The sequence below is a fragment of the Candidatus Tisiphia endosymbiont of Temnostethus pusillus genome (assembly GCF_964264675.1).
In the GTDB taxonomy this organism is placed as follows: Bacteria; Pseudomonadota; Alphaproteobacteria; order Rickettsiales; family Rickettsiaceae; genus Tisiphia.
Map to the genome: position 1 here is coordinate 964,161 of NZ_OZ183472.1, position 23,504 is coordinate 987,664.

At 33.6% G+C, this 23,504-nt stretch carries 21 protein-coding genes; 16 read left to right on the plus strand and 5 right to left on the minus strand.

Annotation, left to right across the window (positions count from 1 at the left end; all coding sequences use genetic code 11):
- Positions 1–57 precede the first annotated feature (57 nt).
- Entirely contained in the window at positions 58–963 is a 906-nt protein-coding gene (locus ACFEL2_RS04595) for an aminoglycoside phosphotransferase family protein (protein ID WP_375331605.1), read from the minus strand.
- A gap of 261 nt (positions 964–1,224) precedes the next feature.
- Between ACFEL2_RS04595 and ACFEL2_RS04600 the strand changes: the two genes are divergently transcribed.
- Positions 1,225–1,380, plus strand: coding sequence for a Sec-independent protein translocase subunit TatA (locus ACFEL2_RS04600; RefSeq protein ID WP_341747719.1), 156 nt, complete (start codon positions 1,225–1,227; stop codon positions 1,378–1,380).
- 374 nt (positions 1,381–1,754) lie between these two features.
- On the opposite strand, the gene ACFEL2_RS04610 is transcribed toward ACFEL2_RS04600, so the two are convergent.
- Together ACFEL2_RS04610 and ACFEL2_RS04615 are read right to left on the minus strand one after the other, a co-directional pair.
- A complete protein-coding gene (locus ACFEL2_RS04610; RefSeq protein WP_341751961.1) occupies positions 1,755–3,638 on the minus strand; it encodes a DUF3857 domain-containing protein in 1,884 nt (627 codons plus the stop codon).
- Positions 3,639–3,844: 206 nt separating this feature from the next.
- Positions 3,845–4,069 (minus strand): DUF2674 domain-containing protein, encoded by a 225-nt coding sequence (locus ACFEL2_RS04615; protein ID WP_341751960.1) that lies wholly within the window; start codon positions 4,067–4,069, stop codon positions 3,845–3,847.
- A 630-nt stretch (positions 4,070–4,699) separates the two neighbouring features.
- Between ACFEL2_RS04615 and ACFEL2_RS04620 the strand changes: the two genes are divergently transcribed.
- The 5 genes from ACFEL2_RS04620 to ruvB all read left to right on the plus strand — a co-directional run bounded on the left by ACFEL2_RS04620 (position 4,700) and on the right by ruvB (position 7,706).
- On the plus strand, positions 4,700–4,858 hold the full coding sequence (locus ACFEL2_RS04620) for a hypothetical protein (RefSeq protein ID WP_341751959.1): 159 nt from the start codon (positions 4,700–4,702) through the stop codon (positions 4,856–4,858).
- Positions 4,859–4,910: 52 nt separating this feature from the next.
- Complete coding sequence (locus ACFEL2_RS04625; RefSeq protein ID WP_375331607.1) at positions 4,911–5,798, plus strand: Rpn family recombination-promoting nuclease/putative transposase; 888 nt, start codon at positions 4,911–4,913, stop codon at positions 5,796–5,798.
- Positions 5,799–5,881: 83 nt separating this feature from the next.
- Complete coding sequence (locus ACFEL2_RS04630) at positions 5,882–6,124, plus strand: Holliday junction ATP-dependent DNA helicase RuvA (protein WP_341751957.1); 243 nt, start codon at positions 5,882–5,884, stop codon at positions 6,122–6,124.
- 3 nt (positions 6,125–6,127) lie between these two features.
- Positions 6,128–6,730 carry a Holliday junction branch migration protein RuvA gene (ruvA, locus tag ACFEL2_RS04635; RefSeq protein WP_341751956.1) on the plus strand — a complete coding sequence of 201 codons (603 nt, stop codon included), beginning with the start codon at positions 6,128–6,130 and terminating at the stop codon, positions 6,728–6,730.
- Positions 6,723–7,706, plus strand: a complete 984-nt coding sequence (gene ruvB / locus ACFEL2_RS04640; RefSeq protein WP_341751955.1) for a Holliday junction branch migration DNA helicase RuvB — start codon at positions 6,723–6,725, stop codon at positions 7,704–7,706. Before ruvA ends, ruvB begins: the two co-directional genes overlap by 8 nt.
- 217 nt (positions 7,707–7,923) lie before the next feature.
- On the opposite strand, the gene ACFEL2_RS04645 is transcribed toward ruvB, so the two are convergent.
- Entirely contained in the window at positions 7,924–8,880 is a 957-nt protein-coding gene (locus ACFEL2_RS04645; protein ID WP_375331608.1) for an IS110 family transposase, read from the minus strand.
- Positions 8,881–9,282: 402 nt separating this feature from the next.
- Between ACFEL2_RS04645 and ACFEL2_RS04650 the strand changes: the two genes are divergently transcribed.
- Genes ACFEL2_RS04650 through ACFEL2_RS04660 form a run of 3 tightly spaced genes read left to right on the plus strand, consistent with a single transcriptional unit; the run spans position 9,283 to position 11,928 of the window.
- Positions 9,283–10,281 (plus strand): FKBP-type peptidyl-prolyl cis-trans isomerase, encoded by a 999-nt coding sequence (locus tag ACFEL2_RS04650; RefSeq protein WP_341751954.1) that lies wholly within the window; start codon positions 9,283–9,285, stop codon positions 10,279–10,281.
- A gap of 11 nt (positions 10,282–10,292) precedes the next feature.
- Complete coding sequence (gene thyX, locus ACFEL2_RS04655) at positions 10,293–11,186, plus strand: FAD-dependent thymidylate synthase (RefSeq protein ID WP_341751953.1); 894 nt, start codon at positions 10,293–10,295, stop codon at positions 11,184–11,186.
- Between the two features lie 10 nt (positions 11,187–11,196).
- A complete protein-coding gene (locus ACFEL2_RS04660) occupies positions 11,197–11,928 on the plus strand; it encodes an N-acetylmuramoyl-L-alanine amidase (protein WP_341751952.1) in 732 nt (243 codons plus the stop codon).
- 126 nt (positions 11,929–12,054) lie between these two features.
- On the opposite strand, the gene ACFEL2_RS04665 is transcribed toward ACFEL2_RS04660, so the two are convergent.
- Positions 12,055–13,371: a porin gene (locus tag ACFEL2_RS04665; protein ID WP_375331609.1), complete on the minus strand. Its 1,317-nt coding sequence runs from the start codon at positions 13,369–13,371 to the stop codon at positions 12,055–12,057.
- 315 nt (positions 13,372–13,686) lie between these two features.
- Here ACFEL2_RS04665 and rimP point away from each other — a divergent pair, with 315 nt between their 5' ends.
- From rimP to ltrA, 7 genes are all read left to right on the plus strand, one after another.
- Positions 13,687–14,175: a ribosome maturation factor RimP gene (gene rimP / locus ACFEL2_RS04670; protein ID WP_341752283.1), complete on the plus strand. Its 489-nt coding sequence runs from the start codon at positions 13,687–13,689 to the stop codon at positions 14,173–14,175.
- Between the two features lie 650 nt (positions 14,176–14,825).
- Positions 14,826–16,322 (plus strand): transcription termination factor NusA, encoded by a 1,497-nt coding sequence (gene nusA / locus ACFEL2_RS04680; protein WP_341747730.1) that lies wholly within the window; start codon positions 14,826–14,828, stop codon positions 16,320–16,322.
- Positions 16,323–17,005: 683 nt separating this feature from the next.
- Complete coding sequence (gene infB, locus ACFEL2_RS04690) at positions 17,006–19,495, plus strand: translation initiation factor IF-2 (RefSeq protein ID WP_375331610.1); 2,490 nt, start codon at positions 17,006–17,008, stop codon at positions 19,493–19,495.
- A complete protein-coding gene (gene rbfA, locus ACFEL2_RS04695; RefSeq protein WP_341751948.1) occupies positions 19,496–19,891 on the plus strand; it encodes a 30S ribosome-binding factor RbfA in 396 nt (131 codons plus the stop codon).
- Between the two features lie 7 nt (positions 19,892–19,898).
- Positions 19,899–20,369, plus strand: a complete 471-nt coding sequence (locus tag ACFEL2_RS04700) for a GNAT family N-acetyltransferase (RefSeq protein WP_341751947.1) — start codon at positions 19,899–19,901, stop codon at positions 20,367–20,369.
- Positions 20,370–20,559: 190 nt separating this feature from the next.
- A complete protein-coding gene (locus tag ACFEL2_RS04705; RefSeq protein ID WP_375331611.1) occupies positions 20,560–21,597 on the plus strand; it encodes an IS630 family transposase in 1,038 nt (345 codons plus the stop codon).
- A gap of 584 nt (positions 21,598–22,181) precedes the next feature.
- Positions 22,182–23,444, plus strand: coding sequence for a group II intron reverse transcriptase/maturase (gene ltrA, locus ACFEL2_RS04710; protein WP_375331612.1), 1,263 nt, complete (start codon positions 22,182–22,184; stop codon positions 23,442–23,444).
- The last annotated feature ends 60 nt before the right edge of the window (positions 23,445–23,504 follow it).

Consider the following 23,504-nt stretch of genomic DNA (forward strand, 5'->3'; position numbering starts at 1 on the left):
GGAGCAAAGCCTATAGATAATAGGCGAGCGATCGAAGACGACGTTACCAAATTCTCATCAATTGATTATATCAAAAATTTTTGTAAGCTTTGCTAACATACGTATGTCAGAACCATCTTCTAAAGCCCAAACCCAAGAAAGTACAGATTGGACAAAACACCAATCGCTAATTCGCTCCGTATCTAAATCCAAGAGAGTTGCAAACTTAATGATGCGATTTGCAATAATACTTTCAACATCTTCTAAAGCAAGGAGTTCAGGGAGAGGATTACGAATAAATGCTGCTACCTCATATGCTTTTTCACCGATAACTCCTTTGGGATCAATAACCACCCAATTATCACCACTTTGCAGAATATTATCATGATGTAAATCACCATGAAGTAAAACTAACATTGACGATGTGCCTAGTAATTTATCTCGCAATTGTCTAGCTTTTTCTAAGTAGTAATTTGGCACATCCCATTCTTTATCTAATACTGCCAACCAATCTGTGACATAAGGAAAACCTTCTGATGGCAAAGGTGCATAGTGTAATCTTTTCATTACATTACATGCTATTTTAATAGCCTCGTAATCTTTTACAGGAAAATAGGATTTTAATGATATATTAGAAATAGCCTGTTCAACTAGCAGTAAGCCGGTGCTTTCAGCTAAAACCTTCACACCTCCAAATTTAGAAAAAACTTTTAAAGCTGTTGATTCTCTCTTAAGATCATCAATGTCTAGCCCTAACTTTAAGATAATTGGCTGATAACCTTGGAAGCCTGCTAGGACATAATGGTAACTCAAGTTCTTAACTGGATTTAAGCTAGATAAACCGTACTCCTTGGCCAATTTATGGACAATTTTTGGCAAATCATCTAACCAAACCTTACCTTGAACGCCATAGATATTAGTAATGTTAGTTTCAAATGTTTTCATGATGACCTCAGAAAGATGCATTATTGAAGCGGCTGGCACAAATGCATTTTAATCTATTATCGCTAATAATCTTATTTTTATACCAATAAAAATAAGATTATTAGCAAATGAAATATTTAACAATTATGCGTCAAACCGCTTTAAGCCTGATTGTTTACATTCTCATTCCAATTTCGGATTAATTTGATTAATCCGAAATTGATGTTGATGATAAATTTGTATTTTTTTATGCTAGATCAAATTAACTATTTGCTATAATATTATAGGTAATTCTAACTTAAAACTTATAAAATTGATATTATGGGAATGAGCTTCAGCCACTTATTAGTGATCTTATTAATCATCTTAGTGTTGTTTGGAGCTGGTAAGTTGCCTCAAGTGATGTCAGATCTTGCAAAAGGTCTTAAAGCTTTCAAGGAAGGAATGAAAGACATTGATAAGAAAAAAGATGAATAACCTGTTTTGCTAGGTGATGTGAAGATTTCTATCTAATGGTCTTATCGAACGTTATTTTTGTTCTCGAATCCGTAACACCCCAATACGACAATTTGAAATCTAGAGAATCCCAGTTCGAGCATTCACATCGAAGGGGTTCATTTGCCTAAGAGATGACGTCTACTTAAACCAAGCACTAGTATACTGAAGCGAGAATGACATTACCTTGACAGCAAGGGATAATTATAATAGATATCTTTCGAAACTCTACTTCTGCTGGTAATTTGTGCGTCGATCCGGTACTCGAATCCTCACGTACATTTAGTACGCTGCGGTTCAAGGTGAAGTGTCTCCTACAAATTCCCTAGCATAAGCGAGTTTCGAAAGATATCTATTCATTCAATAATTATTGCTGCTCGCTCAAATTTATTTTCTAAGTTGCTTTTAAGGTTTTTATATTGAGGAGTTTTTAACTCTTTATTGGTAATCAAACTTTTTCTTATGGAGATTATATCTGTAAATTCAGTATCTTTATTTTGATATTTACATGATCTATTGACATATACCCACGGAGTATCAACTTCAAAGTTTAATTTTTTACAATCTTTAATTATAATATTTTTTATAATTACATGTCTTGTGTTAGTGTTAGGTATACCTATAAAAAGGTCTGATACTTGGTCAAAAGCTGTATTTGTAATATCCTCCATTCCATATAATCTTAACCTTAAACCAAACCCCTTATTGGTTTTAAAAATTCGGTTTTTTTGCTGATATGCGTACTTAATTGTAAGATCCTTAACAATACGAGAAGTAAGATCAGGTAATTCTAACAATTTCTTGTCTTCTTTATCAAGATATACTCCTGTTAACATGTGGAAAGTAAAATCCCTTAGCTGTTCATTTGATTGATATAACCCAGCACCTGTTATATTTACTGCTACTTCTCCTTTCAAATCAAGCTGACCATGCACATCTACAATATTATCTCTTATTACCAACTCATTGTGTATTATAGCTTGTGAATTTTGATGATCTATTTCAGGAATTTTGGTATAACCTGCTTGTTGAAGATCTAATACCAAGGCTAACTTACCTGCAACATCCGGAAAAATTCCTTGTGCCATACTGACAAAGTTTGTTGGGTCAATCCAATATATTTTTCCATTTTTATTAGCTACTTTAAGCATCACATGATTAAAATTTCCTATAGTAGGTAGTGCTTTTGGATTAGAAAAATTAGTAATACCTCGCATTACTAAAATGGGTTGAACCTTAAACCCAAGCTTTTGCAAGATAGCAGCAGTACTTGCAGAAAAATCTTTGCAATCACCAATTTGAGAAGTAGCAATCTTTTCTAAATCTCTAGGAAAATACCGACCTGATACTGTTCGCCAATCACCCATATATTGGATTTTTTCAGCTAATGAAGAAGTAACAAAATTAATTTTTTCTTCATCGGTATTTTTATTTAGAGCAGATTCTGCTATACTCATGAGAGTTGTAGGAAGTGGTTGATTGATTACCTTAGAATAGTCAGGAGCTAGTTGCTTGGCAAAATCTTGCCATTTAGTTAAGCTTGATAAAGATACCCAAGTTTTTTGCTTAACATTTAATATCCCCTCACTTGATTCATTAGTCAATTGATTATAAACAGGTTTCTCTAGGATAATCTCTGCCGAATGAAAGTCACTTTCAGCATCAGTAATAACTTTTAATACACCTTTTGGGTCGTTTACTTTGATATTTAGGGGCAATTTAGAATTGATCTTAGTACTACTTGCTTGCAAGTAACCTTCCCTACCATAGAATATGGTATCACCATAAAAATTGTCTATGGCAACTTTTGTTTCAACATACTTATATTTTAAGTATATTTCTGCACCAAGTTCCACTTTAGGGAATGAGATAGTTATCTGATTTAGTTGATCAAAACCTTGTCCAAAACTAGCTAGTGGTTTATCCTCAATCATATCTTTAGAAACTACATATTCTTGCCCATTATAAATAGTCTTGGCTTCTAATATAGAGATTTGGGAACTATAGTTATTATAAGTTAATCTATATTGAGAGAAATCACTACGTCCTGATTCTTTTAGTATTTTTGCGTGCATTTCCGTTATTTCTTCAGAAGTGCCATCTTGATTAATACTAATATCGTTGTTATAAAATTTAATTTCAACAGGAGCATCTTCGTACTTACTCCATCTAGCTTGAGCGGAATGGTTTATTAAAAATACCAATAATATTAAACGAATACAAAATTTTAAATAAGTCATTATAAATAATCCTAAAAATAAAAAAATACCACTTAGTTATACTCAAATGATTTGAAGAATTGGATTTGAAAATGAATAGTGAGCATGCTAGGTGTACATATAGTATAATTACGCATGCGAATCCATGATATTTTCAAAAAACAATTCTTTAAAGCAGAAGAATATACCAACATTATAAGATTTTATACACTAAAAAATAGAGACCACTAAGTAAAAATGATCTTTTTTCTTGGAGGAATATAAACAATTTTTTCTTGGTCATTTATATTATTGTCATAATTCATTTTTTCCATGACACCAATAAAATAATTACCATGTGGCATTAGTTTTACTATTGCCCAACCGTCCATAATAAATTGAGTAATTTTATCTAAATCAGATTTGTTTTCAGCGAAAGATATAATTTTTTGATGGGGTTTTACCCTTGTCATAATCTTATTTTTTATTAATTTTAATTTCTTATATTTATTATTACTAAATCTTTTGATTTTGAAAATGAATGCTGAGAAGGCGTAGCGTACATATAGTATAGTTACGCATACGAATCGATGATATTTTCAAAAAACAATTCGTAGGAGCAGAAGAGTATATGTATTTTTTGAAATACACTAACATTATCCCAAAAGTTAACTAATTTGATTGACCTTTCTTTTTCTTACATAAAATTAGAACCTCTAATGATAAATTATATAGTCAAATACATTGAATTAGGTGGTAAAAACATAGCAGTAGTTTTTACCATCAACTGTTACAATCAACTGATTTTATCAATTATCTTTCCACCTAATTCAATGTATTTAACTATAATTGTATTTTTATCTGTTCCTAGAATTCACAGTTCGGCATCACGGTGTCAGTATCTTTTAACACCAATTTATCCTAGATAACTAATTATTGCAACATTTTCTTTTATTTTAAATACATAATAATTGACAAATTCTTATCCCGAATTCGCATATAATATGTATACATTGCTTTTCAGTACTTCAAGTGGCGGCAAAACAACTCATTCTTAATACTAGCACAATTTCTGCATTAGATATCTTTCGAAATTCGCTTATGTGCAAGGATTTAAAGAAGCCACGAAACCTCGACTCACAGTGGACGATGATGTACGTGAGGAGCAGAGTACCGGTAGCACGAATAAATTACCAGCAGAAGGAGAGTTTGCCAAAGATATCTATTATATTTTCCACATTATATTACTTAGTGCTTTATAATTTCTGTGCTATACTAACTTTATAATTGATAACTACTAATAGCAGCATATATATGGAAAAAATAACTCCTCGCGTGGATTTAGCTTTCAAAAAGATATTTGGTGTTGAAGAGAATAAGGACTTGCTGATATCCTTGATTAATTCTATCGTTGGACAAGAGGATCAAGTGGCAGAGGTAACGCTGCTTAATCCATATAATCCAAAGAGCTTTAAGAGTGATAAACTCTCAATATTAGATGTTAAAGCCAAATCCGTTGATGGCAAAAGATTCAATATTGAAATTCAAATTAGCGATGAAGCTGATTATGATAAGCGAGCTTTATATTACTGGGCTAAATTATATACCGAGCAATTAAAGGTAGCTCAGGACTATTCTACCCTAAGCAAAGCCATTGGTATTCATATTCTAAACTTTACTTCTATTACGAATGTAACTAAGTATCACAATGTTTTTCATATAGTAGAAAAAGATAGTGGCTTGTTATATTTCAAAGACCTCGAATTACATACTATTGAGCTTAATAAGTTTACTGATAATTCTTATGAGGAATTACCTGATATACTGAAAAAAGTAAAAAACTCTCTAGACATGTGGACAGCTTTTCTAACAAGACATGATCTACTGAACAAAGATAATTTACCTAAAGAATTAGACAATGTTGCCTTAAAAAAAGCTCTAACAGTGCTAGATGTTATGAACTTTACTGACGAAGAAAGAGAAGCCTATGAAGACCATCTTAAATGGTTACGTATCGAAGCTAATACTCTAAAGAAACAACTGGAAAAAGGTATAGCGAAAGGTAGAGAGGAAGGTATAGCGAAAGGTAGATATGAAGAAAGAATATCTATGGCAAAAGAAATGCTATTAAACGATGAGTCGATGGAAAAAATTATTAAATACACTAAGTTAAGTAAATCTCAAATAGAGAATCTAAAATAATGACTTACGATCCTCAAATTTATGATTTACTAACATATTCCATTATTGTTATATAATGGTTAGCTATAGCAGAAGAGGAAATTATGATTAAGAGTATTTGGGCAAAGGTTAAATATGTAGTATACTTGCTTATATATATAGTGATTACTTGGATTGCTGCGAAAATTATACTTATATCAACATTTTCTGATGATGGTCAATGCCATTGCACTGAAACTCCAACGTTACTGCATTATATTTTAGCTTCGATAGTAACTATATTACCAGTAATAGCACATATATGTACAAAAAATCGTAAACCAAAAGTAAAATCTGATACTAAATAAATTATGATTGGCAAACTAAAAGGTAAAATAGACGCCTGTTTTAATGATTATGTCATTATTGATGTTAGTGGTGTTGGATATTTAGTGTATTGTTCTAGTAAAACTTTAAATAAGTTAGTGGTTAATGAGTTTTGTCAATTATTTATTGAAACACATGTAAGAGAAGATCATATTAATCTTTACGGATTTTTATCTCTCGAAGAGAAGGCTTTTTTTAATTTATTACAATCGGTAAACGGTATTGGTACAAGAATGGCTTTAGCTATTTTATCAAATTTATCACCCGAGCAAATCCAATCAGCGATAGCAAGAAGGGATAAAGAAGCTTTTAAAGCCATTTCTGGTGTTGGGCTAAAACTAGCTGAACGAATTATCATAGAGTTAAAGGATAAAGCCTTAACTAATTTTACTAACAACCTTACCATGGATAACAATGATACTGACTTAGCTAAGATATCATCTGATGCCACATTAGTGTTAACCTCGCTTGGTATTGGTAAAACTGAAGCACAAAATTTAGTACAGGGAATTATTGCAGAAAATTCTAATCTCTCTATTAATGAACTAATTAAACTTGCATTAAAAGCACGTGGATCCAATGTCTAAAAATATTTTGTCAGCTGATATACTTCCGAGCGATCAAGAATTTTCTCTACGACCTAGCTATTTAAGAGAATTTGTCGGACAACAACAAATTAAGGAGAATCTATCCATTTTTATCCAAGCAGCTAAAAATAGGTCTGAACATTTAGATCATACATTATTTTACGGTCCTCCTGGACTTGGTAAAACCACTCTTGCCCAAATTATTTCTAAGGAAATGGGAGTAAATTTTAAATCCACCTCAGGACCTGCTATATCAAAAGCAGCTGACCTAGCTGCTATACTTACTAATTTGCAAGATAATGATGTGTTATTTATTGATGAAATTCACCGTCTTAGTACAAATATTGAAGAAGTATTGTACCAAGCAATGGAAGATTTTGCTTTAGACATAGTTATTGGTGAAGGGCCTTCAGCAAGGTCAGTAAAAATCAATCTACCCAATTTCACTTTAGTTGGAGCAACTACTAGGCTCGGTTTACTCAGCAACCCTTTGAGAGATAGATTTGGTATACCATTGCGTTTGCATTTTTATAACGTGGCTGAATTAAAACTTGTTTTGAGTAGAGCTAGTAAATTGTTAGCAATTAATTTAACCGATGAGGCATTAGAAGAGATAGCGGGGCGTAGTAGAGGAACTCCAAGAATTGCCCTTAGGCTAGTTAGACGGGTAAGAGATTTTGCTTCTGTCGATGATAAGCTAGAAATTGATAAAAATATTGCCAATATCTCCCTAAATCGATTAGAAGTTGACAAAATAGGTTTAGACAGTAATGATTATAGATACTTAAAATTTATAGCTGATAATTATGCTGGTGGTCCGGTTGGTATAGAAACAATTGCAGCAGCTCTATCAGAACAACGTGATGCTGTTGAAGAGACTATAGAACCATATTTAATACAAATAGGGTTATTACAACGTACTCCAAGAGGTAGAGTTATTACTAAAAATGCCTTTGATCATCTTGGAATATCGTAATTTATAGTTACAAAGAGGTAGTTTGTGAAAATAATTAATTAGTTATCTCCAACAGCTTCCTAGAAAAAAACATTAAAAATTAGAGAATATATAGCTAACCCGAGTAACATTACTCCGTCTATTAGCGAGGAGCTACTTTAGTGGCGATGAAGCAATCCAAAAAAGTGATTAGAAATGGATCAACTATGTTCGCAATAAAAATTTAAATAAATTTGGTTTAAATTTTTATTGCTTCTGCAGAGCTAGTTAAATCACGTAACTTAGCGTTTGCAATCACAATGATTTTCCGCATTAATGCTACCATCGCCACCATTTTCTTTTTTCCTCTATTGATCAATTTTTCATAAAATACCTTCAGTTCAGAGTTAGAATTTCTAGCAGCCATAGCAGCTACAAACAACATAGGTCTAACAAAACTTCTACCATGACCTGTATGTCTATATCCGCTATATCTACCGCTATCATTAGATATTGGTGCAACACCTACTAATGATGCTATTTGTTTGCGGTTCAATGTACCAAGTTCAGGTAACAAAGCTATAAGCTCATTAGATACTACTGTGCCTATACCACTAATAGTTTGCAGTGTCTCTTTCTTAGCCTGCAAGAGTTTATCTTTTGCTATTAAGTCATCTATTTTTTTAGTAATAGATGCAATTTGTTCTTCTAGTACTTCGATTATTTTAACACAACTAGACTTGATTAAATCAGCTTTCGGGGACTGAAACCTATTTTTTTCTGCAATCAACATTTGTTTGAGGTCGTTCCTACGTCCGACTAATTCATACAAGTTTAAAGCTTGCTTAGATTGTACTTTAAATAGTTCTAATCTTTCTGACCGTTCAAAACCATAAAGTGCTAGAGCTTTAGCATCAAGACTATCAGTTTTAGCTGCATTCCCAAAAGACCTAATAAAGTTTTTAACTTTGCGAGTATTGGCTCTATGTACAGCAAAACCCTGATTGCAAAGCGTTAGTAATAGTTCCATTTCATATCCACCTGTGGTTTCTAAAACACACAATGCAGAACTAATCTCTTTTTTGTAATCCTTGATAAAATCAGCTATTCCATTAGAGTTGTTATTATATTCTTTAGTTTCTTTTTTTCCATGAATAGCAACAACAAAATTGAATTTTCCTATATCAAGACCAATAAAATTATTATATAATGGCATAATACCTCGAAGACTTTTAATGTTTACGATTGTAAGCGGGAGTGCAAAGGCATCCCAATCAACTATTCAAACGTCTCGGGGATTTGGGCTAGAGTACCAAGATCCATACGATCTTAAGACCAATTGCTTCACGGTCGCTCACGCCTGCACAGCGATAGTCATTTAGTATTATTAATGACTATCGCTGTAATACCCCCTTATAAGTCAGTATAAATCATTATTTATATTGACTTCAACATCTATTATATCATACTTTTAACTTACAATTGCTTCGTCGGCTCATGCCTCCTCGCAATGACACTAGGATTTATGTACTCCTCGATAATAGTCGGAGTAATGCTAGTCAAGGTTAGCTATATATTTTAAAAACAAACTAAGAAATACTTAAGAAAGAAATATTATATGCAAAAAGCTTTAAGTCTTATAATTGCTGCAGCAATTATTTACTCTATTGTCCAAATGAAGATGCTCTCTCCTCCCGAGGACAAAGACCCTAAAGTTCAGACAACTAATGATGCTGAAAATAATAAAAATACTACCGCTGCTCCTGAACAAGCAAATATACCATTAACTGGTAATTTTCTTGAAAAAACTGTTTCAAAGGTTTTGATAAATGCTCTTAAGACAGAAGAAGGTCGACTATTTTTTGAGCATTTACTACAACCAACAAACAAACCTATTACTGATGGTAAATATACTATAGAGGTTAATAGAGACTTAATACAACCAATGTTTAAGATTAATAGCTTTGGTAACGGGACTGTTGGACCAGCTACTTGTGGTCACGTAGTCACATTACGTTATCAATTATTGGATATTAACAATAATTTACTTAGCGAAAATACCAAAACCTTTACACTTGGTTCTAGAGCGATCATGCTAGGTCTTGATGCTGTAGTAGTAGGTATGATGGTTGGACAAACAAGACAAGCGGTGCTTCCTGCAAAATATGCATATTATAACCAGCAATATAAAGAAGAAGATAGAGAGCATGATGCACCTTATAGAGTTAATATTGTCTTAAATTCAATATTACCTAATAATTTTGTTGATAGTAATGAAGTAAAGATATTTGATGATGAAATAGCTTATAGAATACCATTATTATGCGGAGATAAAGTAGGGGTTGACGTAAAGATTACTAAATTATCAAATGGTCAGGTAATTTATGATTCAGTACAGAAAGGTAAGAAATTAGATATAAAAATTGGTGATATTAATTATCCATTAATCGTTTCATATGCTCTACATGGTAAAGTGCCAGTTGGCACTAGAACAGTAATTGCCAAAGGTAAGTCATTTAAGGCACTTGGTTCTAATATCAACAAAATGCTTAATCAAGATAAGATTCCTATGGATGAATATTTGATGCTGGAATTAACAAATTTTCAAACAGAATAATAGAGAAAAGAATGCACGACAATAATTACAAGACAAAAAGAGCTACAGTACCAGCTCTAGAAGAATTATTATTTGAACCTATAAAAATACTAGATCATGGTTTTATCAGAATTATTGATTATATGGGTGATGATAGTAGCATCGTCCAAGCAGCACGAGTATCATATGGTAAAGGTACAAAACAACTAAGCCAAGATAAAGGTTTAATCAATTACCTAATGCGTCACCACCATACAACACCATTTGAAATGTGTGATATCAAATTTCATATTAAACTGCCTATTTTCGTTGCAAGACAATGGATACGTCACAGAACTGCTAGTGTTAATGAATATTCAGCTAGATATTCTATATTAGGAAATGAATTTTATTTACCAGAAAAACAGAATCTTGCTGCTCAATCCACAATAAATAAACAAGGAAGAAGTGATGAAGAAATTCCAAAAGAAATTGCAGATAAAGTCTTAGTGCTACTAGAAAAAGATGCTAAACTATGTTATCAGCATTATACTGAAATGATGAACCAGGATGAACATGGCAATATTATCGATGAAAATACCATAGGTATTACTAGGGAACTTGCGAGAATGAATTTAACCTTAAACTATTATACAGAATGGTATTGGAAGATTAATTTGCATAATCTATTACATTTTCTACTGTTACGTGGGGATTCTCATGCCCAGTATGAAATCAGAGTATATGCAGAGAAGATGCTAGAAATAGTAAAAGCTTGGGTACCTTTTACTTATGATGCTTTTAAGGAATATAGGATAGAAGGTAGTAATATTTCTAAAAAAGGACTGGCTGTTATAAAAAAACTACTCAATAATGAAGAAATTACTCAAGAATCTAGTGGCATAAATAAAAGAGAATGGGATGAATTAATGCAACTTATAAAATAGGTATTATAAAATGATTACAATTGATAGAACAACCTACCGAGCCCCATCTTTTAATGAGAGAGTTAGATTTTTGGTGCTGCATTACACTAACGAAAACTTAGAAGGATCCCTAAGAGACCTACTAGGTCCAAAAGTTAGTGTACACTATCTAGTTTCTGACTCTAATCCGAATCATATATTCCAATTAGTGGAAGAGTCTAGACGAGCTTGGGATGTTGGTGTTAGTGGTTGGCAGGGGCGTCAGAATCTTAATGATACTTCTATAGGTATTGAAATAGTAAATCTTGGCGATACTAAAGATTCTCAAGGAAAGATTCATTGGTATCCTTATCCCGAAGACCAAATTATAGCAGTAATGGAACTTTGTCAGAATATTATAGCTCGCTATGATATTGACCCCACTTGTGTAATCGGTCATTCTGATGCTGCTCCGGGAAGGAAACAAGACCCAGGTCCTCTATTTCCATGGAAACAATTATATGATAATAATATCGGAGCTTGGTATGATCAAGATACTGTTAATGCTCTAATACCTAAGGTAGATCTGTCTAATGTAAAGTTAATCCAAGAACAATTTAGCAAATATGGTTATGTGTTGCAGCCGACAGGAATAATTGATCAACAGACAACGGATGTTGTAGTATCGTTCCAAATGCATTTCCGCCCAAAGAATTTTTCTGGAATATTAGATATCGAGACCGTGGCAATTTTAGAAGCATTATTACAAAAATATCTTATGTAAAAAAGCTGTCCCTGCGAAACCTTTGCCCGTGTGGAGCAAAAAACCAACGTAAGTAATGGTACTTACATAACCAAAAACGTTGTCATTCAGCTAAAAGCTGGAATGACAACGAAGGCTTATTAAAGGTTAAAATTTAAGCTTTGCACCAATAAGAGCAACTGTACCTTTGGTTTTTTTCTTAGGTGCTTCAATAAGGTAAACTGGCTTACCCTTAGCTTGGAAATAAGAGATTTCAGCATAAGGCAACAAGCCTGGTGTTATCTTATATTCAGTACCTAAGCTTACTGTATCCACCGTATTTTTATACTTTAGTGATTTAAAATAAGAAAGACTTGTTTTTATAGGACCTTGCCCATAAGCAATTGTGCCATTATAATATTTCGTATCACGACCAACTTTATGGTAAGTTTTTGAAGTCAAACTTTTACCTAAACTACCATAAGAACCAGCACAAGAAATATTACCATAGGTTAAGACTGCACCTAAATTGTAAGCATTTAGATCTGATAGCTTGTTGCTAGATAGTATCTTTCCATTAGGATCTAATACTATAAGTTTGCGAGCTGGCTTAGCATGTTCTCCTGTAACACCAACTTCTACTGCCATATCATCTAAAATCTCATACTTATAGGATATCCCTGCAGAAATCGCATCTTTGACATTGTAATTATAAATTACTGTATCACCTTTACCACCATCTATACCAGGTAGTTCTACTTCAGTTATACCTGTCTTTAATGTACTACGACCTGTTTTACTATCTAAATTTTTTATATTACGATGACCACCAGTATTTGCTGAATCAGGAATATAAGAAATACCAAACTGAAAACCTTGCATCTCTGGTGTATAATAAGATACTTTTCTAGCTGGCTCTGTTCCTTTATTTATGTCATCGAAGCCATTGGTAAATGAGTCTATGACAGAGGGTGGGACTACCTCAAATTGTGGCTTCATACCTTTATATTGCATACCGCTATCGTCTAGTGAGACATACTTACTCCAACCAAAACCACAACTAGCTGCTGCAACTTTAGCACCACTAACACCCATCTTATTTGCAGCATCATAAGGAGAGCCTAGCTCTACTTTACCATAATCTGTCTCTAAGAATATGAAAGAGCCATTGACACTTGCAGAACCCTTTGGTTTAGTTGTTGGTAGTAAAACCATTTTAACTCCAGCTATTACATCATTAAATTCTTGCTTAGCAGTGGCAGAGAAAGCTGCTTCACTATAAAATCCAAGCTTTTTCTTATTATCAGTAATATATTTACTTTGTTCTGACGACAATTTGCCTTGAGTACTATAACCAGCTTGGAAACCAAAAAATCCTTCTAATTTTATTTCAGTATCTGAAGCAGCTTCAGCTGAAGGAGTAGAACTGCTAAAGGCTGTGCTAGACAAACAAGAGACACAAAGCAACATTATTAATTTTTTCATAGTAATACCAAAACTCTTTATTCATTATTATGTAGTCGAGTTCATTGAACATAATACATTTCTATTTAAGTATTTATAGCAGAAGATAAACCATAATGTAACAAATTTTCGTAAATAACTATGATTAGTCAGACAAATTTTATTATTTTAATGGTAAAATTACAACTAAATATAACATTTTTTTAATTGTTGCTAATATCATAAAAATATTGTATTCTAGCTTTGCGGGTTGAAATTTTTGTAAATAAAGTTGAAAAAACAAAGGTGGGGTTAACCCCACCTTTTTTATTAAAATCTTTAAATATTTATGTTGTAATGCAAACTATAGAGCAACAAATTATTGATACGGTGCAAGATAACCTGAAAGATATTGGTTTCGACTTAGTAAAAGTAACTTTAAAGGGTTCAACCCATAAAGTACTTGAAATACTAATAGATAGGTTGGATGGTAAAAAGGTTACTATAATAGATTGTCGGAATAGCAGTAGAATTATCTCAGCCCTTTTAGATGTTGAAGATATAATTAGTGATAAATATTTTTTAGAAGTTTCTTCAGCAGGTATTGAACGCCCATTAATAAAATTTGAAGATTATACTAGATTCCTTGGTAGAGAGGCTACCATAAAATTAAAAGAATTATTAAATGGTCAAACTCGATATCAGGGAAAGATAGTTAAAGCTGAAGATAATAAAATTCATCTGAATAACCATGGTGAAGACATAGTGTTTTCATTTGATATGATAAAAAAAGCCTCTTTGGTATTAACAGATGAAATGTTTAGGAATTTAATGAATAAAAAATAGACTTCTTGGATAATTTGCTTCTGCTAGGGAATTTGTAGGAGGATCAAAACCTCGACCCACAGCGTACTCAAATTCCGTTACAGATTCGAGTCTAGTATACTCAAATGATCCTACGAATTAGATTTGAAAATAGACCTCTTTCGAAACTCGCTTATGCGCAAGGGATTTGAAGGAGACGCGGAACGCAGAACCGCAGCGTACTTAAATGTACGTGAGGATTCGAGTACCGCATCGACGTACAAATCACTAGCAGAAGTAGAGTTTCGAAAGAGGTCTAATGAATGGTGAGCATGCTAGGTCATAGAGTACCATACATTTTTCTATAATCGTCATAGCAAGGCATCTTTAGATGCTGTGGTGATCTAGGTAAACAGCGAAGCTGTTTTTTTAGAGTAACGCTTCGTGTATCCTAGATTGCCGCGTCGCTGCTTTTTCGCGGCTCCTCGCTAATAGACGATCAGCAGCCATTTTAATAGTGGTTATATAGAAAATGTAGGGTACTATGATGCTAGGTGTACATATAATACATGAGCATGCGAATCCATGATATTTTCAAAAAATAATTCGTAGGAGCAGAAGGAGTATACCGACGCACAAATTATCAGTAGCAAGTAGATGCAAGAAGTTTAATATTAAAAGGCAGTGAATTTATGATTAATATTGGTAACATAGAAATTCTGCAGATCATAGATTCTGTAGCTAGAGAAAAGAATCTTCCTAAGGAAGCACTACTTTCGGCAATGGAACAGGCTGTACAGATTGCAGGACGCAGAAAATATGGAAATGAACATAATATAAAAGCTGAGATTGATAGGAAAAATGGTAATATTAATCTTTTTAGAATCCTTGATGTAGTAGATGATGTGGAGAATTATTTTACTCAAATTTCTTTAAAGGATGCTGTTGAAAAGAAAGTCGATGCTAAAATTGGTGATGAGATTTATGAATTCTTACCGCCTATTGATCTTGGACGTGTTGCAGCTCAGGCAGCTAAGCAAATAATAATACAACGCGTTGGTGAAGTGGAAAGAGAAAAACAATATGAAGATTTTAAAGATAAGAAAGGTGAGATTTTAAACGGCACTGTTAAGAGAGTAGAGTTTAATAATATCATAGTTGACCTTGGTGGTCGTGCTGAAGCAATGATTAAAAAGGAGCAGCTCATTAGAGGAGAAAGCTTTAAGGTTAATGATCGTATTAAAGCTTATGTACAAGACGTAAGATTATCGTCTAAAGGACCACAAATTTTTCTATCTAGAACTGACGACCAAATGCTAATAAAATTATTTGAATTAGAGATTCCAGAGATTTATGATAATATAATTGAATTACGAGCTATAGCTCGTGATCCTGGATCAAAGGCAAAAGTTGCAGTCTTTGCTTCTGACTCTAGTGTTGATCCTATAGGTTCATGTGTAGGAATTAGAGGCAATAGGATTAAGGCTATTACTAATGAGCTTAATGGCGAAAAAATAGATGTAATATTATGGAGCAAGAATATTGCCCAATTTATTATGAATGCACTTGCTCCTGCAGAAATTGCAAAAATTGTTATTGATGAAGATAAGAATATAGTTGATGTAGTTGTGTCTCAAGATAATTTGAGTCTTGCAATTGGTAGAAGAGGTCAAAATGTTCGTTTAGCCTCTAAACTTACTGGCTGGAATATTAATGTAATGACGGAAGATCAAGAATCCAAACGGAGAAATGATGAGTTTTGCTCTGCTACTGAGTTATTTATGGAGACCTTAGATGTTGAAGAAGTGATAGCACAACTGTTATCTGCACAAAGTTTTACCTCTCTAGAACAGTTAGCTTCCAGTAAAATTGAAACTTTAATGAATATTGAAGGCTTTGAAGAAGAATTAGCAACTGAGATAAGAGAACGAGCAATAAATTATGTAAATGCTAAAAATGAAAAAATTATTATTAAACTCGAAGCTTTAGGTGTTGAACAAGAATTAATTGATGTATTGGATTTACAACCAGAATTCATATTAAAATTAGCTGAGTATGGTGTAAAGACTATAGAAGATTTGGGAGAGTTGACAGTTAATGAATTTAAATCATTAGCTCCTAATTCTAACATGGTAGATGATGATATAGAATTACTGATTCGTACAGCTCGTACTCGTGAAGATGAATAAATTTAAGCAACCTCAGTATCAATCCTGACAGGGGATGCTACCTAAACTACTTAAGTTGACACCCATGTGCGTAGACGGAGTTCTAAAATGTTTAATTAGTTGTCAGTCAAAGCAAGAAAATTTTAAAAAATTTAGCATTAAGTATTAGTGCTAAGAATTTTATTGATATACTGAAGAACTACTAGCAAAATTAGCCATTTCTAATAACAGAAACTTGGTAATTTAATTTTGGGTAAAGAAAAAATTAACAATTCCCTTAAAAAAAATGGTATTATAGTGTAAGCATGAGATGCAAGTCAAGTGCAAGAGAAAATCTAATAGACCTCTTGCATAATTCTACTTCTACTGGTAATTTGTGTGTGATACTGGTACTCTGCTCCTCACGTACTCTAGAGTACGTTGCGGGTCGAGGTTTCGTGTCTCCTACAAATTCCCTAGCAGGGGTGAATTCTACAAAAGGTCTAACGGTAAATTAGAAATTTGTAAATTATTCGATATACTCAAATGATTTGAAGAATGGAGACAATAAACAAGGGGTGAGTGTACCTTACTATTCCCCACAAATATTTGCAGAAGCCAATTCTTTAAAGCAGAAGAGTATATCTGTTAATCATTAATCACATAGCAAAATTATTTAAAAAACTTTATCACAAATATAATTGCTATTTAAAGGTTTAATATTTATGACGAATAACCAAGAACCTAAACCAAAAAAACTAACACTTGGTGGTCCTAAACTATCGCTTAGTAAGCCAGCCCAACCCACCAATGTTACTAGAGGTTTTGTTAGTTCTGCAAAAACAATTGTAGAAGTTAGGAAGAGTAGCACTCCAGCTAATACTTTGTCTTTTAACAAACTTTGGTCTAGTGGTTCTACTTCTCAAGGCGGCGAATCTACTGCTGGAGAAGAATTTAACAGACGCTTAACTATTTTAAAAAAAGCAGCAGAAGATGCAAAATCTCAGAGTACTGATAGTAAGATTAGCACTCTGAGTAAACTTGCAACTATCAATCAACCTGTGAAAAAAGACAATATTGAAGAAAATGTTCAGGATGAGTTACAAGATATCGAAAATGATTCTGAAATACCACCTACTACATTAGCACCTACATCTTCACAGGATAACAACCCCTCCAAGTCTTTTGTTAGATCAACACTGATTGGTTCTCAGAGCCATTTTGGTGTTGCACTTGAAGAGATTTCTTCAATAGACAAGGCTGGTGATAATAAAGCAGTAGTGCCAAAGGTTAAAATTGAAGAACCTAAAAAATTAAAAAAGGCAGATATCTTCAATATGCTTGATGCAGATGGAAGCGATAATACTGGTAGAACTAGAAGCCTTGCATCAATAAAAAGAGCTAGAGAAAAAGAAAAACGTAAAGCCGAGCAACAAACACCAGATAAAGTATATAGGGAAGTTATTATTCCGGAAGCTATTTCTGTAGGAGATCTAGCCAATAAAATGTCTGAACGAGCCACAGATGTTATAAAAGAATTGATGAAGCTCGGTATCATGGCTACGACCGTCCAAACAATTGATGCAGATACAGCAGAGCTTGTTGCTACGACCTTAGGGCATACAGTAAAAAGGGTTCAAGAGTCCGATGTTGAAAATATATTGATTAGTGAAGCTGATAAAGAAGAAGATTTAAAGCATAGGGCTCCTATTGTAACGATTATGGGACATGTCGACCACGGTAAAACTTCGTTACTTGATGCTTTAAAGTCAACTGATTTGGCAAGTCAGGAAACAGGTGGGATCACCCAGCATATTGGTGCTTATCGAGTAACCTTGGCTGATGGTAGGGCTATTACTTTCATTGATACTCCAGGACATGAAGCGTTTTCAGATATGAGAACTAGAGGGGCAAAGGTAACAGATATAGTGGTTATAATAGTTGCTGCAGATGATGGAATAAAGCCACAAACGATTGAAGCAATTAATCACGCTAAAGCGGCAAATGTTCCTATAATCGTTGCAATAAATAAGATAGATAAACCGGATATTAATCTTGACCGAATTAAAAATGACCTATTAATTTATGGTTTAGTTAGCGAAGAGTTGGGAGGTGATACTATAGTTGTACCAATTTCAGCTTTAAAGAAAACTAATTTAGATAAGTTAGAAGAGGCTATATTATTGGTTGCAGAAATGCAGGATCTTAAGGCTAACTTTAGCGGACTCACTGCTGGGGTAGTCATAGAGGCAAGAGTTGATAAAGGTAAAGGAGCGGTTGCTACTATATTGGTACAACGTGGTATTTTACAAATTGGGGACATAGTAGTTGCCGGAACGAAATATGGCAGAATTAAAAGAATGAATAATGATAAAGGCGTGGATATCACCGAAGCAGAACCAACTTTACCAGTAGAGATTTACGGCTTAAATGAAGCTCCGCGAGCAGGAGATCAGTTTAATGTAGTGCAGAATGAAAAACAGGCTAGAGATATTGTAGAGTATCGTGAACGCCTTGCAAAAGAAAAGAAAATTTCTGTTACCCAAAGATCAAGTCTAGAAGAATTATTCCTAAAAGCCTCCGGTAATAGTGGTATGGTAAAAGAATTACCGATAATTGTTAAAGGCGATGTGCAAGGTTCAATTGAAGCAATTATCACTAGTCTATTAAAGTTGCCAAATGATGAAGTTCGTTTAAAGATTTTACACCATGCAGTAGGTGGAATATTGGAGTCAGATGTTACTTTAGCTAAAGCATCCAACGCTATTATTGTTGGTTTTAACGTTAGAACTAATAATAATGCTTTGGTTATGGCAGAAAGAGAAAAAGTGGATATTAGATATTATTCCATTATCTATAATTTGTTAGATGATATTAAATCAATAATGAGTGGTATGCTTTCACCAATTATTCGTGAACAATATATTGGCACAGCAGAGATTAGACAGCTATTCACTGTCTCAAAAGTTGGTAAAGTTGCAGGTAGTTATGTTACCAAGGGTACTATTAAAAGAGGTGTTGGAGTTCGCTTGTTACGAGATAATATTGTTATTCACGAAGGAAAACTTAAGACTCTAAAACGTTTTAAAGATGATGTCAAAGAAGTTCACGAGAATTTTGAATGTGGTATCGCTTTTGAAAATTATGATGATATAAAAGAAGGTGATATAGTAGAAGTCTTTGAAATTATTGAAGAAAAAAAACAGTTATTGTAAATGCAAAAACTTTCTGATAAAGACAAGTCACAAAATAGGTCACAAAGGCAAAAAAAAGTGGCAATATTAATAAATGAAGCATTAGTGGAAGTACTAAGGCGTGGTAAGATGTTAGATGAACGTCTGATTAATTGTCCAGTAACTATTACTAAAGTCTTAGTTACCTCTGATTTAAAAATAGCAGATTGTTACTTTTTACCATTTAATACTACTTTTAATGAGATACAACTTACTGAGTCTTTAAATAATTCAAAATATGCTATAAGAAACTTTATAACTGCTAAAATTAATTTAAAATACTCACCGGAAATTCGTTTTCATTATGATCACGGATTTGATAATGCTTACAAAGTTGAGGAATTATTGAAGCAAGTTGAAACTAATCGAGAGAACTAGGATTACAATGAATCAAAACCTTACCCATCGCAAAGCCACAATTGCTGACTTAAGAACAATTGTTAACCTTCTTTTAGAAGATGAACTTGGACAAACAAGAGAACAGTTTTCAGCAGAATTGGATCAAGCTTATATTGATGCGTTCTACAAGATAGATAGTGATCCACATCAATATTTGATGATAGTTGAAATGAATAAAGAAATAGTTGGCACTTGCCACCTGACTATCATGCCATCGCTAACTTTCATAGGTTCAACTAGGATGCAAATTGAAGCTGTTCGTATCTCAGAAAAGTATAGAGGAAAACATTTCGGTGAATGGATGATGAGTATTGCAATGAAATATGGCAAATCAAAAGGTGTCTCCATTGTTCAACTCACAACTAATAAAAAACGTCCAAGAGCCAAACAGTTCTATGAAAAACTTGGTTTTGAAGCAACACATGAAGGAATGAAATTATATAGTTCTAATGAATAATAGCGTTATTATTTTAAATCACTTAAAAATCTCATGATTCCATAATTTTTTTTAAAACTCTTCTATTGGCAGTATATTTATTTCTCGATTATCTAGGCATATTTTCCTTGAATTATCTTCTAAGCAAACTACATATACTGCTCGTAAATGAAGAGTTGAAGGAAGAGAAGAAAGAAGCTAGAATATGATAATGGGAAATATTTTAACATCTGAACAAAGAACGGTACTGAAGTCAGGTCATGGTAATGAACGAGATAGGAGAGTATGTGACCGAATTAAGGCAGTTTTGCTGTATGATAAAGGTTGGAGCTATGGAGAAATAGCAGAAGCATTGCTGTTAAGTGAAGAAGCTATAAGAAAGCATGTAAGAGATTATCAAAAATTTAATAAATTAGAGACAGCTACCGGTGTTAGTGCAAGTAAGCTAAGTGAGCTAGAAGAGAAAGAGTTAATAGAGCATTTAGAAATATGTAATTATGTTTATGCCAAAGATATCAGCAATTACATAGAAGAAAAATACGGTGTTACCTATACAATAGCAGGAGTAACAAAACTATTAATCAGATTAGGCTTTGTATATAAGAAGCCAAAGATCGTACCCGGCAAGCTTGATATAGATAAGCAAGAACTATTTAAGCTAGAATATAGTTTGTTAAAAGGTACTCTCAAGGCTAAAGAAGCTATATATTTTATGGATAGCGTTCATCCTCAGTATCAAACAAAAGCCCGTTATGGTTGGATCAGAAAGAATCAAAATAAAACTTTACCAACATTTAGTGGCTGGAAAAGGAAGCATTTAATAGGAGCAATTAATTTATCTGATTTGCAATTAGTTAGCACAGATAATCCTAAAGTAAACGGTGATTATATAATCAATTTTCTACAAAAATTAGAAGCAGAAAATCCTAATAAAGAGAAGATATATTTGATTTGTGATAATGCTGGGTATCATAAGTCAAAGAAAGTAAAGGAGTATCTAGTAAATAGCAAAATAGAATTAGTATTTTTACCACCCTATAGCCCTAATCTTAATCCGATTGAACGATTATGGAAATTTATGCATAGAATTGTAACAAATAATAAATTTTACCATAATTTTGCTCAATTCTCAGAAGCTATAGATAGATTTTTTGCTAATATTGATAAATACAAAGGTAATTTGCTTACTCTTATAACTGACCAATTTCAGACTATAACTTTTAATCATTTTGCCAACTCTTCAGGTTAATTGAGTATACAACTAGGACTGTACACGTACCTAACGCTAACGAGGTTTGGAGTGGAGATATCAGTGTGCTGTGCCAAGCGGCTTGAGAGATGAAGGTAGGTCCTTCGCAGTCGATTTACAGGAATAGGCTGCAAACCACTGCATGCGGCAATTGTTTAAGGGCATTGTCGTGAGCGATGCAGAAAAGGCATCCTTGAGGTGTCAGGTATAGACTTAAGAAGACGAACAACAGTGAACCACCGTTCAAGTGTCGAAAGTGCTTCAGATGATGTCAAAACCAAGGAGGTGATGTTGCTTTGGGATAAATTTAGCGGGAACCTGTTTACTGGCTAGGTGGCATCCGGCATAGAGGTGGCGTGAGCTTAAGTCAAGGCTTTCAAGCTGAACACGGGAGCCTGTGCAACGATGTTAAAGGAAAGGTACAAGCGGAAATAAAACCGTGAGGCTGATAGTACTGATGCGTATACACAGGGGCGGACAGACATGTAGTAATGATGAAGTTGCTGTAATGGCAATGGAGTGAAGGTGTCTGACCATTTTAGCTGTTCATCACAGTGTCAACTAAATTTATTTAGGAGGAGCTTATGAAGACAGTAAAGCCTTTTGAAATTTCTAAGCAATATGTATGGCAAGCATACCAATGTGTTAAGAATAATAAAGGTGCAGCAGGAGTTGAACAACAAACTATGGAAGAATTTGAGCGAAACCTAAAAGATAATTTGTATAAGATATGGAATCGTATGTCCTCAGGCAGCTATTTTCCTCCTGCAGTAAAAGCTGTGCCTATTCCAAAGAAATCAGGTGGAGAACGAATCCTTGGGATTCCAACTATTTCGGATAGAATAGCACAAACTGTAGTGAAGATGGTACTTGAGCCATTAGTTGAGCCCATATTTGACGAAGATTCATATGGTTATCGCCCAAAGAAATCTGCACATGATGCCATAGCAGTTACAAGAGCAAGATGCTGGAAATATGACTTTGTTGTTGAATTTGATATCAAAGGTTTGTTTGATAATATCGATCACAAACTATTAATGAAAGCATTGGAGAAACATTGTAAGTGCAAATGGGTACTACTTTACGTACAAAGGTGGCTTAAAGCACCATTGCAAGATAAAGATGGAAATATTATTATGCGCGATAAGGGAACACCTCAAGGAGGAGTGATAAGTCCAATATTAGCAAATTTATTTTTACATTATGTATTTGATGCATGGGTAAGAAGAGAAATGCCAAGTGTAGCATTTTGTCGTTATGCTGATGATGGTTTACTCCATTGTCAGAGTCAAGAACAGGCAGAATATGTGTTACAAGTTATTAGACAACGATTCCAGGAATGTGGCCTTACGATACATCCTGATAAGTCGGGTATTATATATTGTAAGGACAATAATCGTCGTGATGAATATGAACGAATCAGCTTTGACTTTCTCGGATATAGTTTTAGACCAAGAAGATGTGTAAACAAACAAGGCATGGTTCATCCAAATTTCTTACCTGCGATAAGTAATAACTCTAAGAAAGCAATCATACAAACCATAAGGAGTTGGCACATTCAGCTTAAGAATGACAAGTCCTTATCTGAACTTTCGGAAATGTTTAAAGCTGAGTTAAGAGGTTGGTATAACTATTATGGGCAGTTTTATCCATCGGCAATGCACAACATATGGAAGCACCTGAATTGGTATTTGGAGCGGTGGGTTAGAAGAAAATATAAGAAACTTGCATGGCATAAAAGACGTGCAAGAGAATATCTAAATAGATTAGCAAATCTTAATCCTGAAGCTTTTATACATTGGAAATTAGGAATATATCCAAAGGCTAAAATGGTGGGAGCGGTGTGAGCTGAGAGGTTCACGCACCGTTCTGAGAGGGGCTGAAGCTGCAATGCTTCGGTCTACTCA